We start from the raw sequence: 12382 nt of genomic DNA, 5'->3' as shown, positions 1-12382 counted from the left end.
CCATGGCCGAGGGCGCGCGCGAGGCAAAGGCTAAGGAGCCGGTACGCAGCGTCACCTCCAATGTGCGGGCGCGCGAACCAGCGCGCGCCTCGATCGCCCGGGCACCGATGGACGGCCGCCGATCGATCCTGTTGTCGCCAAGGACGATCCAGCCGTCGCTCCGCATCTCCTCGCCGAGCGATGCGGCCGAGCTGGAGGCTGACCGGGTCGCCAAGGCAGTGGTGTCGGCGCCCGATCCGGCGCCCACCGCAACCCAGCGCAGCCCGCCCGGCCTGGACCGCGCACCCACGCCGGCTGCGAGCAAGAAAGCGCCCGGCGCAGATCCCGCGGTCGAGGCGAAGGTCCGCAAGGCGGCAACCGGCGGTGCAGCGCTGCCGGCCAAGACGCGTGGCCTGCTCGAACCCCGCTTCCGCGCCAATTTCGCCGGCGTCCGCATCCATACCGACAAGAATGCGAGCAGCCTCGCCACGCAATTGGGCGCGCGCGCCTTTACCTTCGGCAGCCATATCTTCTTCAACGACAGCCAGTACGACCCCAACAGCAAGGGCGGCCTCGAGCTGCTCGCGCACGAACTCACCCACACCATCCAGCAGGGTGAGGCGATCCAGCGCAAGGCGATCGACCCGGGCGAGACCAGAGTCACCGAGCGCACCCCGCAACAGGCGAGCCGCCTCGGCCTGAGCGACGCACTCGATTTCTTCGCCGACGCCGCCAACGCGATCCCCGGCTATCGAATGTTCACCATATTGATCGGGGTCAACCCGATCAACATGAGCGCAGTCGAGGCGAGCGCCGCCAATATCCTCCGCGCGATCGTCGAGTTCCTGCCCGGCGGCAACATCATCACGCGCGTGCTCGACAGCTACGGCATCTTCGACAAGGTCGGCGGATGGATCGAAGGCCAGCTCAAGTCGCTCGGCATTACGGCCTCCGCGATCAAGGCAGCGCTCAAGGCCTTCCTCGATTCACTCGGCTGGCGCGACATCTTCGATCTCGGTGGCGTGTGGAATCGCGCCAAGGCGATCTTTACTGACCCGATCACCCGGATCATCGCCTTCGCGAAATCGCTATTCAGCGAAATCCTGCGCATGGTCCGCGAGGCAGTCCTCAAGCCGCTCGCGGCGCTCGCCGAGGGAACGGCCGGCTATCCGCTGCTCAAGGCAGTGCTCGGCTTCGATCCGGTGACGGGCGAGGCGGTGCCGCGCACAGCGGACACGATCATCGGCGGCTTCATGACGATGATCGGCCAGGAGGAGCTCTGGCAGAACATCAAGAAGGCCAACGCTATCTCCCGCGCCTGGGCCTGGTTCCAGGGCGCGCTGGGCGGGCTGATGGCGCTCGTCCGCAGCATTCCCGGCCGCTTCATGGCGGCGCTCAAAGGCCTCGAGATCATGGACTTCGTCGTCCTGCCCTCGGCCTTCGTCAAGCTCGCCAAGACCTTCGGCAGTTTCCTCGTCGATTTCGGCAAATGGGCGCTCGGCACCGTCTTCGACCTGGCCAAGATCATCATCGAGGTCGTCGCGCCCGGCGTGATGCCGTACATCGCCAAGGCGGGTGCTGCCTTCAACACGATCGTGCGCGATCCGGTCCGCTTCGTGCAGACCCTGGTCCGCGCCGCCGTGCAGGGCTTCAAGCAGTTCGCGGCCAATTTCCTCACACATTTGAAAGCCTCGCTGATCGGCTGGCTGACGGGTGCGCTGGGCGGCGCGGGCATCTATATCCCGCAGGGCTTCTCGCTGATGGAGATCGTCAAGTTCGTCCTGTCGGTGATGGGGCTGACCTGGGCTAACATCCGCGCCAAGCTGGTCAAGGCGACCAATGAAACCACCGTCAAGGTGCTCGAAACCGGCTTCGACATCGTCAAGACGCTCGTCACCCAAGGCCCGGCGGCGGCATGGCAGAAGATCGTCGAGACGCTGACCAACCTGAAGCAGATGGCGATCGACGCGATCATGGATTTCGTGAAATCCAAGGTGGTCAGCGCCGCCGTTACCAAGCTCCTGTCGATGCTGTCACCGGCGGGCGCGCTGATCCAGGCGATCATCGCGATCTACAATACGGTGATGTTCTTCGTCGAGCGGATCAAGCAGATCGCGGCGGTCGCGGCGAGCTTCATCGATTCGATCGCGACCATCGCGGCGGGCAATATCGGCCCCGCCGCCAACCGCGTCGAGCAGACCATGGCCGGTCTCCTCACCCTGGTGATCAGCTTCCTCGCCCGCATCGCCGGGCTCGGCAAGGTCAGCGACGCGGTGGTCGGCCTGATCAACAAGATCCGCGCACCGATCGACAAGGCGCTCGACAAGGTCGTGGACTGGATCGTGGCGACCGCGAAGAAACTGGGCAAGATGGCCAAGGAGGGTGCCGCCGCGATCTTTGACTGGTGGAAGGAGAAACTCGGCTTCTCCAACGCGGATGGCGAGAGCCACACGCTGCAATTCATCGGCACCGGCGACAGTGCCAAGATGGGCATCGCCACGACCCTGACGCCGGTCGCCACCTATCTCGCCAACCATCCCGACAAGGGCAAGCCGGTCTGGAACACAGCGAACTCGGTGTTCAGCGCGGCAACGCAGGTAATCTATTCGCCTGCCGCGAAAACCCAGGCGGAAAAGGACCGCCGCGCCGCGATCAAGGCCGAGCTCGCCAAGGTGAGCGCGGCCTTCGCCAAGCTCTCGGGAGCTCCGCCCGACGCGTCCGACTATGGCACCAACACCCCACCGACCTATGGCAATCCCTGCAAGGTCGACGTCATCATTGGCGCGCCCCTTACCGGCAGCATCACGGGCGCTTGGCCGGTGAACATGAAAGGCTACAAGGAAATCTACGATGCCGGCCTGACTACTGCGACCGACCGCTGGGTCCAGATGCACATCATTTCCGAAAAGCTCGGCGGCGACGGGACGAACTTTGCGAACCTCGTTCCGGCTCCCAACAGCGTGAACACCGGCCCGTTCCGGAGCTTCGAACATGCGATCGGCCCGCTCGCCAAGGCGAAATCGGGCGCGATCAAGAACCGCGTCTGGGTCGAGGTGTCGGTGAGCGGGTCGAAGACGGCCGCCACTGGCGTTTCGGGCAAGGCCGGCCTGTGGTTGTGGAAGGGGAAGAAGGCCTCGCCGAAATGGATGAAATCGGAGACCGCTTCCTTCACCGCCAGCGCGGGCATTCCGAAGCCGCAGCTCGGCGCGAAGCGGAAGCTGGTCCTCAATTTTACCTCGGGGACGGAAATGACCAAGGATTTCGGGATCAGCTCGGCAACCGCGACGCTCGTCAAGCAGGGCAGGCCTTATGCGTCGGTTGCCGCGTTCAAGGCGACGATGCTCGCAAACGGCGCCACCATCGGGCAGATCAATGCAGTATTGGCAAGAGGACCCGCACTCAATGGACCATGATCCGGATTGGCAGCGCCTGGTTTCCCGACTGAAGGCCGCGAAGACCGTCAAGGTCGTCCAATATGAGGTCGGCGACCCGATCACCAAGGACGATCGCGAGATCCTCAAGGTGATGGAGGCGGTGCCGCCACCGCCGCCAGTGATGCGCCTGCTCGAAAAGGCCAACGGCCTGAAACTGCTCTGGAACGGTTCGCCCGGCGGGCACGCGGTCCAGGGTTCGATCAATATCCTGCCGCTGGTCCAGTCGGCGCTGCGCGCCGGCGCGACGGAGGAGAGCGCGCCGCTCGAAGGCGTACTCTGGAACGACGAATATGCGCCGGCCATCAAGAAGCAATTGCAGGAGATGGCGATATTCGAGGCGCTGGCTGGACGATCAGCTCATCTGACCTACCGGGTCGGCGACAAGGACGCCCGGCTGTTCCTGGTCGATGACGACCGGATCGAGGCGCTTGTCCCCGATTTCGTCACGGTCATCGGCCTTATCGAACGCTTCGGGGGAGCTGACGGGCTGCGCGAGCATCTCGTTCATGCCGACTGGAAAGATCGGCTGGCGAAGGACGAAACGCTCCAGGCCATTGCGGCGCTCTGACCGGTCACCTTTCAGCGCGGAGCAAAGGACCGCTCTCGAATTTCGGCAGCGCCACCATGGCGCATGCTGCGCGATCCGGTTTAGGTACCATCCGACACGCAGATGGATGGAGACCTGATTCATGCCCGGTTTGATTGCACGCGCGGGCATCCTCGCGGCCCTTTGGGCCTCTCTCGCGGGCGCATCGGACCCGGCCTACACGCCCCGCGAAACCTTTGCGCCGCTCGATCTCGGCCAGCCCGCGAGTGGCGTTCGCACCGCGAGCGGCGTGCCGGGGCCGCGCTACTGGCAGAACCGCGCCGATTACGCGATCCACGCGACGCTTGATCCCGCAGCGAAGACGATCACCGGCAGCGTCCAGATCAGCTATGCCAATAACAGCCCCGACGCGCTCGACGTGCTGTGGCTCCAGCTCGAGCAGAATATCTACCGCGCGGACTCACGTGGCGCACTGTCTCAGGGACAGCGAAAAGGCCGCGGCGGGGGCACGACCGACGGCATGACGATCGACTCGGCCGAAGTGCAGATCGCCGGCAAGGCCTTCCCCGTCGCGCCGCTGATCAGCGACACGCGCGCGCAGCTCGCGCTCCCCACCCCGATTGCGCCCGGCGGCAAGGCAATCGTCACGCTCCATTATCATTATACGGTGCCCGGCCTGTTCGGCGGCCGCACCGCCTGGGGCAAGAGCCGCGACGGCGAGATCTACGACCTCGCTCAATGGTATCCGCGCATGGCGGTCTATGACGATATCCGCGGCTGGGATCCGCTCCCCTATCTCGCCCAGGAATTCTACCTCGACTATGGCAATTTCGATTATTGGGTGACGGTCCCCTCCGACATGCTCGTCGCCGGCTCGGGCGCGTTGATGAACCCGGCCGAAGTCCTCACCAAGACCCAACTCGCCCGCTTCGCCCGAGCCCGTACCAGCGATGCGACGGTCGCGATCCGCGCCCCGAGCGAGATCGCCGACCCAACGACCCGCCCGAAGCAGGGCGGCATGCTCACCTGGCATTTCCGGATGGAGAACACCCGCGACGTGGCGTGGAGCGCGTCAAGCGTGTTCGCCTGGGATGCAGCCCGCATCAACCTGCCCGGTGGCAAAACCTCGATGGCGATGTCCTTCTACCCGGCCGAGAGCCAGGGCAAGGAACGCTGGGGCCGCTCGACCGAATATATGAAGGATGCGGTCGAGCGGATGTCGGCGAAGTGGTTCCCCTATCCCTGGCCGGCCGCGATCAACATCGCAGGCCCCGCGACCGGCATGGAATATCCCGGCATCGTGTTCGACGGCATTGACGATGCCGGCAAGACGCTGTTCTGGATCAGCGCGCACGAGATCGGCCATAGCTGGTTTCCGATGATCGTCGGCTTCGACGAGCGCCGCCATGCCTGGATGGACGAGGGCTTCAACACCTTCATCGACGTGTATGAATCGGACGAGTTCAACAGGGGCGAGTACGCCCCGAAGCGCGATTCCGAATATGCGCAGGGCGGCGGCAATCCGGTCGACGAAATCCTGCCCGTGCTCGCCGATCCCCAGGCCCCGCCGATCCTGTCGCGCGCCGACACCGTCACCGAGAAATACCGCCACCCGGTCACCTATTTCAAATCAGCGCTCGGGCTTGTGCTGCTGCGCGAACAGATCCTGGGGACCCAGCGCTTCGACCATGCCTTTCGCCGCTTCATCGCCGCATGGGCATTCAAGCACCCCAAGCCGGCCGACTTCTTTCGCGCGATGGAAAGCGATTCGGGTGAGGATCTCAGCTATTGGTGGCGCGGCTGGTATTACAACAACTGGCAGCTCGACCTCGCCGTGACGAAGATCGCGCCGGCCGCGGCGGACGATCCGGCCAAGGGCGCGCTGGTGACCGTAGAATCGCGCGACAGGCTGGTGATGCCCGCCACGTTGCGGGTTGGCTTCGCCGATGGCAGCACACACGATATCAGGCTGCCCGCCGAGACCTGGATCCGCCAGGGGTCGGTCACGATCGGCGTGGACGGGCCCGGCAAGGTGGTGAAGGCGGTGATCGATCCCGATCATCGCCTGCCCGATCGCGACCGGAGCAACAACGAGGCGACTGCGCCCTAAGGTCGCCCCCTTCCCGAACCTCCCGTTTTCACCCTTGCAATCAATTATCATATTTATCTGGACGACGGAAACGCCGGGCATTACCGTTCGCAACAGGTCATCTCCGGGAAAAGCGCGGTGCAACGCGCTTGCGGGAGCAGGGCATTGGGGAGATTTTCGTGTCTGATCGCAAGCTTCGCGCCGTGAAGAAGGCTATGCTGGCGACCACGCTCGCTTTGTCCTGTTCGAGCATGGCGCTGGCCGCGACTGTCGAGAAGGTCCCGCACGGCGTGATCGTCACGCCCGACAGCGGCCCGGCCAAGCGAGTCCGCGTGCTCGCCTATGACGATCGCAGCTTCCGGGTGACGGCGGTGCCCGATGCGAGCCTCGACCTGCCCGCCAGCCTGATGGTGATCGAGCAGCCGCACGGCGATGTCACCGTCAGCCAGGCCAAGGGGATCGTCACCGTCAAGGCCCCGAAGGCCACCGCCGAGATCCGCCTGTCCGACGGCCATGTCCAGTTCCGCGACGCGGCCGGCAAGATCGTCCTGAACGAGGCGGCGCGCGGCGCCTTCACCCCCGTCTCGCTCGACGGCAAGCCGTATCTGGCGACCCGCCAGCAGTTCAACCGCGGCACCGACGAAGGCTTTTACGGCCTGGGCCAGCACCAGAACCGGCAGATGAATTACAATGGCGAGGACGTCGAACTCGCCCAGCACAATATGGACATCGCCATCCCCTTCGTCGTCTCGACGAGGAACTACGGGCTGCTGTGGGACAACAACGCGATCACCCGCTTCGGCAACCCCAAGCCCTATGCGCTGGCCGGCACCGACATGAAGGTCATTAGCGACGGCAAGCCAGGCTGGAAGGCAGCCTATTATCTCGGCGACACGCTCGCCGTCACCCGGACCGAACCGACCATCGACTATCAGTTCATCCGCGACCAGGCGAAATGGCCCGCCGCGGCCAAGGCCAGGACGGTCGCCTCCGCCGACAGCGGCCAGAACACCGCGGGCGTCGCCACCCAGGCCCAGCATGTCGTCTGGACCGGATCGATCACCCCCGATGCGAGCGGCACCCACAAGTTCCGGCTCTATTCGTCGAGCTATGTGAAGGTCTTCGCCGACGGCAAGCTGGTGCTCGAGCGCTGGCGCCAGAACTGGAACCCCTGGTTCCATAATTTCGAACTGCCGATGACGGCGGGCAAGCCGGTCGCCATCCGCGTCGAATGGGAGCCCAACGCGGGCTATATCGCCTTCTTCCACAACGACCCCCTGCCCGCCCCGGACCGCCACTCGCTGTGGATGTCGTCCGAAGCAGGCAAGGCGACCGATTACTACTTCGTCGGCGGCGCCAGCATGGACGATGTCATCGCCGGCTATCGCGGCCTGACCGGCAAGGCGGCGATGATGCCCGAATGGGCCTATGGCTTCTGGCAGAGCCGCCAGCGCTACGAAACCCAGGAGCAGTTGCTCAGCGTCGTCCGCGAATATCGCAAGCGCCGCATCCCGCTCGACAATATCGTCGAGGACTGGTTCTACTGGCCCGAGGACCAATGGGGCAGCCACGACTTCGACAAGGCCCGCTTTCCCGACCCACAAGCGATGGTCGACGAGGTCCATGGGCTCGATGCCAACATCATGATCTCGGTCTGGCCGAAATTCTATCCGAACACCGCCAATGCGAAGGAGCTCGACGCCAAGGGCTTCCTCTATCGGGGCAATCTCGACGCCCACCGCAAGGACTGGGTCGGACCGGGCTATGAGAACACCGATTACGACCCCTATGCCCCCGAGGCGCGGCAGATCTACTTCCGGCAGATCCGCGACAAGCTGGTGAAATACGGCTTCGACGCCTGGTGGCTCGACGCGACCGAGCCCGACATCCATTCGAACCTCTCGATCGAAGAGCGGACGGCTGCGATGGGCCCGACCGCGATGGGACCGGGCGGTGCCTTCTTCAACAGCTTCCCGCTGGTCCATGGCCAGGGCGTGGCAGAAGGCCTGCGCGCGGCGCGGCCCGATGTCCGGCCCTTCATCCTCACCCGCTCCGGTTTCGGCGGGCTGCAGCGCGCCAGTGCCGCGGTCTGGTCGGGCGATCTCGCCGCGCGGTGGGACGATCTCCACGACCAGATCTCGGCTGGCGTGAACCTCTCAATGTCGGGCCTGCCCAACTGGACTCACGATATCGGCGGCTTCGCGGTCGAGGACCGCTACACCCGCCAGCTGCCCGAGGCGCAGGCCGAGTGGCGCGAGCTCAACCTGCGCTGGTTCCAGTTCGGCGCGTTCAGCCCGATCTTCCGCAGCCATGGCGAATTCCCGCACCGCGAGATCTACGAGATTTCCGCCAACGACCCGGCAATGCAGGGATCGATGATCTGGTACGATCAGCTCCGCTACCGGCTGATGCCCTATATCTACACGCTCGCCGCCGACACCTTCCACAAGGACGGCTCGATCATGCGCGGGCTGGTGATGGATTTCGGCGCCGACCGGAAGACGTGGGGAATCGACGACGAATATCTGTTCGGCCCAAGCTTCCTCGTCGCCCCGGTCTCGACCTTCAAGGCCCGCGACCGCGCGGTCTATCTGCCGGCCGGCGCCGACTGGTACGACTTCGACAGCGGCGTGCATTATAGGGGCGGCCAGACGATCAGGGCAGCGGCGCCCTATGAGCGCATGCCGCTCTTCGTCCGCGCCGGCGCGATCATCCCCACCGGCCCCGAAGTGCAGAACACGAGGGAAGAGCGCGATGGCCCGCTCGTCCTCCAGGTCTTCACCGGCGCTGACGGCAGCTTCTCGCTCTACGAGGACGACGGGGTGAGCCCCGCCTATCTGAAGGGCAAGTTCGCCCGGGTGCCGATCCGCTGGAACCAGGCGACCCGCACGCTGGCGATCGGTGCGCGCGAGGGCGGCTATGACGGGATGCCAGCGAAGCGGGCGATCTCGGTGCGCTTCTACAGGCCGGACAAGGCGGTGGCGCCCGACTTTGCGGAGAGCGCGACGAATATAGTGTATGAGGGGAAGGCGGCGACGGTTCGGGAGCCGTAACCCCGCACCTGGTGCGGCGGGCTTCCGGGGCCGGCGCGCCCGACAGCGACCCCGATTTCCCGCTGTTCCCCGCTGTTCCGGCGCATTTTTATTTTCGCCGCTGTTAAGTTGGATTTTCCGACCAATTTCCTCACATATTATCAATATCTTGTGCGCAATTCCGCTGTTATTGAATAACAGCGGCGGAACAGCGGGAAACAGCGGGCCGAACAGCGGCGATAACAGCGGGGAACAGCGGGGAACAGCGGGGCTGTTGGAAAGAACAGCGGCGCCCCGCGCGCGAACAAAACGGTCATGTCAAAGAGCGGGCGGCCGATCGAGCATTCGCCGCTCGCGCTCTTCCACAATCTCCGACACGGTTGAATCGAGCGGTTGCCGGTGCCGTGCAACGAGGCGCGCGCGGGTGCCACCCGATTTCGGCGCGCGCAGCAACCTTTTCGACACGATCATCCGCTAGCGTCGTCGGCGCCGAGGGTCGGAGCGAGGGGGTTTGCATGATCACCAGCGTGGCAAAAATTGTCACGGTTGCTGTGGTGGCGGTCGGCCTGCTCGCCTCCGTGCCTCCCGCCGCCCGAGCTGGTGCTGGTCCAGACGAGCATTGGACATGCGGCAGAGGCCAACGAAAACAAGGCGCGGATCGAGCGCGTGAGGACCGCCTTCGTCAAGGAGGACTTCGCCGCCCTCGACGCCATGGAAAACGACTATCGGGGAAGCGGCGGCTCGACACAGTCGGGCGCGTCGAAGCTCCAGGCTTATTACGAGGCGCTGAACTTTTTCCTGAGCGGACTTAATCCTCCCGGTCAGTGCGATACCGCCTGGCAGCCCTATCTCGATCGGTGGCGGAAAGCCTCGCCTCAGGCCCCAGCGCCCATCATCGCCAATGCCGCTCTAATCGAGGCACGCGCATGGTGCTATCGTGGCGATGGACCCGCGGGCAGCGTGGGCGCAAGCGCCTGGCAGCCCTATGAAGAGAATATCGAAGCCGCCGCCGCGCTGCTGCGACAGGAGGAGAAGGCCGCCTCGATCGACCCGCAATATTATGCGGAGATGGAGAGGCTCTACGTCGCTCAGGGTCGGTCACGCGCGGAGTTCAGGCACCTTCTGGATGAAGCGAGCGCGCGATATCCCTATTATTACAACATCTATTTCGAGGCACAGCGTTATTTTCAGCCACATTGGTATGGCAGCAATGCGGACATCGAATTGCTGGCCCGCTACGCTGTTGAGAAGACCCGGGCGCGTGACGGGAAGAGCGCCTATGCCCGCATCTACTGGCACTCAGTCCTGTGCGGATGCACCGACGAGCTTGCCGGCATGGATTGGCCGGTCATGCAAACAGCCATGGCTGATCTGGCGGAGCGCTACCCGGTCGATTGGACCTATCTCAAGCTGATCCAACTGGCATGCCTGCGTGGCGAAGCGGACGAGGCCCGGAAATATTTCGCCCGGCTGACCGTGAATGATGCGGGTGCCTGGTCAAGGGAAGACTGGGAGCGCTGCCGCCAACTGGTGGGCCCGAACAGCCAGGCATTTCCTGAGGGAACGGAGTAGAGTTCGCACCTGCCGTCATCATCGCGAACCCGGCTTGATCACCAGGGCAGCTCGCGCCCCTCATAATTTACAAAGGCGGTGGTACCCGAGCCGTGGCGCTGTTCGAGCAGATCGGCGATCGCCGGAATGCTCTGGTCGATCGAGAGCGTGGCCGCTGGCCCGCCCATATCGGTACGCACCCAGCCCGGCGCGACCGTCAGCCAGGCCTGGGCCCCGACGCGGCGGCGCTGCGCGAGGCTGACGAAACCCATGTTGAGCGCTGCCTTGCTCATGCGATAGGCCTCCCAGCCGCCATTGTTGTTGGCGATGCTGCCGAGGCCCGAGGTCATCACCGCGGCGGTGCCGTCGGGCGCGAGAAGATCGGCAAAGCGATCGACGATGCGCAAGGGCGCGAGCGCGTTGACCAGCATCAGCTGGGTGAAGGCGTCGGGCTCGACCGCGCCGATCGGCGCGGTGACGGGCCCGGAAATGCCGGCATTGACGAAGAGCAGATCGAGCGCGATGCCGGCGAGCCGGGCGTGGAGCGCATCGACCCCGGCCCAGTCGATGGTGTCGAGCAGCTCGACCCGCAGCGCATCGCCGTGCGCGGCGGCGAGGTCGGCCAGCGCGGCCGGATCGCGCACCGTTGCGATCACCGCCCAGCCACGCTTCAGATGCTCTTCCGCCAGCGCCCGGCCAAGGCCGCGCGAGGCGCCGATGATCAGGGCAGTCGGCATTGGGGGTTCTCCTTCAGGTGCGGAATATAGGGGTGCGCGAGACAGGATCGAGGGGGGAGCGCTCAATAGCGTTCATGCTCGCGCACCGACACGCGATGCGATCGGATCCCGATCCCTCCACTTGGCCGGGAAGCGGCGTCCGACCGCGCGACAGAGGTTGCGGCGAGGTTACCGGAGGTGTAGAATAAGCCCTTCGTCAGCAACGGAAGTTTCGACATGCGCCGCTTCATCGTCGCCGCGCTCGCTACGGCATTCGCTTCTCCCGCAATGGCCCAGACGGCGCCGCAACGCCAGGACGATCAGGCGATCGCCGGGGCCGCCGCCACGCTTGCCAACCCGGAAACGGCGCACGCCGCCGGCAGGGCGATGGCAAAGATGACCGGCGCGATCCTCGATACTCGGGTGGACGAACTCCAAAGGGCGGCCGACGCGCTGCGCGACCGGCCGAATGCCGATCCCAACGCTCCCCATACGGTGCGGGACATGGTTGCGGGCGGCGATCCGACTGTCGAGCGACGCGTCGAAGAACGCACCGAGCACAGCGTCGCGACCGCCGGTGCAGCCGTGCGCGCAGCGGCGGTGATGGTGCCCGAACTGCGCGCAACGATGGCGGAACTTAGACGCAACTTCCAGCAGGCGCTCGACGAAATCGACCGACGCTGAGATGATTCCACCGGCCGCGACCCCACCGGCAGCGCGTCGGCGGCGGGCGGGATTCCGGTAGCAGCCCACTTAGCCGGCCTTCAAGCACGCTGGCGACCCCAAGCCGATCTGCGCCAGCCAGACGCACCTCTGCCGCCCGCCCCCGTGGCCGCACTGCACCGGCCGCAGGCCCGCCAGCGAAGGAAATGGCGCATCCGGAAAGAGGAGATAAGGGGCCCGACCCTATTGGAGATGGTCCAAAAGGTCCTCGCCCGCATCGCGGTTCATCAGCCGACCTTGGTGCGGCCACGCCAGCCGCCACCGATGCCCGCAAGGTGCGGGGAGCGCAGCGGCGCTGCGCTCCCCGGCGT

The 12382-nt window shown here is 65.2% G+C and carries 7 protein-coding genes; 6 read left to right on the top strand and 1 reads right to left on the bottom strand.

What is annotated here, in order from left to right:
• The first annotated feature begins 2 nt into the window (after positions 1 to 2).
• The 5 genes from ABD050_RS24040 to ABD050_RS24020 all read left to right on the top strand — a co-directional run bounded on the left by ABD050_RS24040 (position 3) and on the right by ABD050_RS24020 (position 10653).
• Positions 3 to 3392 (top strand): eCIS core domain-containing protein, encoded by a 3390-nt coding sequence (locus tag ABD050_RS24040; protein ID WP_343892070.1) that lies wholly within the window; start codon positions 3 to 5, stop codon positions 3390 to 3392.
• Complete coding sequence (locus ABD050_RS24035) at positions 3382 to 3981, top strand: hypothetical protein (RefSeq protein WP_343892069.1); 600 nt, start codon at positions 3382 to 3384, stop codon at positions 3979 to 3981. Before ABD050_RS24040 ends, ABD050_RS24035 begins: the two co-directional genes overlap by 11 nt.
• A gap of 121 nt (positions 3982 to 4102) precedes the next feature.
• A complete protein-coding gene (locus tag ABD050_RS24030; protein WP_343892068.1) occupies positions 4103 to 6070 on the top strand; it encodes a M1 family metallopeptidase in 1968 nt (655 codons plus the stop codon).
• A gap of 158 nt (positions 6071 to 6228) precedes the next feature.
• On the top strand, positions 6229 to 9102 hold the full coding sequence (locus ABD050_RS24025) for a TIM-barrel domain-containing protein (RefSeq protein WP_343892067.1): 2874 nt from the start codon (positions 6229 to 6231) through the stop codon (positions 9100 to 9102).
• Between the two features lie 579 nt (positions 9103 to 9681).
• Positions 9682 to 10653, top strand: a complete 972-nt coding sequence (locus ABD050_RS24020; RefSeq protein ID WP_343892066.1) for a hypothetical protein — start codon at positions 9682 to 9684, stop codon at positions 10651 to 10653.
• Between the two features lie 38 nt (positions 10654 to 10691).
• Here ABD050_RS24020 and ABD050_RS24015 read toward each other — a convergent pair whose 3' ends face one another.
• The gene (locus ABD050_RS24015) at positions 10692 to 11369 is read right to left on the bottom strand and encodes an SDR family NAD(P)-dependent oxidoreductase (RefSeq protein ID WP_343892065.1); all 678 of its coding nucleotides are present in this window, start codon (positions 11367 to 11369) and stop codon (positions 10692 to 10694) included.
• A gap of 216 nt (positions 11370 to 11585) precedes the next feature.
• On the opposite strand from ABD050_RS24015, the gene ABD050_RS24010 reads away from it, so the two are divergent.
• Positions 11586 to 12032, top strand: coding sequence for a hypothetical protein (locus tag ABD050_RS24010; RefSeq protein ID WP_343892064.1), 447 nt, complete (start codon positions 11586 to 11588; stop codon positions 12030 to 12032).
• The last annotated feature ends 350 nt before the right edge of the window (positions 12033 to 12382 follow it).

This window comes from Sphingomonas oligophenolica (assembly GCF_039522915.1).
Classification (GTDB): domain Bacteria; phylum Pseudomonadota; class Alphaproteobacteria; order Sphingomonadales; family Sphingomonadaceae; genus Sphingomonas; species Sphingomonas oligophenolica.
The sequence above is the reverse complement of the archived record's forward strand: the minus strand, read 5'-3'. Positions and strand labels throughout refer to the sequence as shown.

What these genes read in the sequence shown, in the direction of transcription:
- ABD050_RS24040 (WP_343892070.1), top strand. Translation starts at nt 3, where the DNA reads ATGGCCGAGGGCGCGCGCGAGGCAAAGGCTAAGGAGCCGGTACGCAGC.
- ABD050_RS24035 (WP_343892069.1), top strand. Translation starts at nt 3,382, where the DNA reads ATGGACCATGATCCGGATTGGCAGCGCCTGGTTTCCCGACTGAAGGCC.
- ABD050_RS24030 (WP_343892068.1), top strand. Translation starts at nt 4,103, where the DNA reads ATGCCCGGTTTGATTGCACGCGCGGGCATCCTCGCGGCCCTTTGGGCC.
- ABD050_RS24015 (WP_343892065.1), bottom strand. Translation starts at nt 11,369, where the DNA reads ATGCCGACTGCCCTGATCATCGGCGCCTCGCGCGGCCTTGGCCGGGCG.
- ABD050_RS24010 (WP_343892064.1), top strand. Translation starts at nt 11,586, where the DNA reads ATGCGCCGCTTCATCGTCGCCGCGCTCGCTACGGCATTCGCTTCTCCC.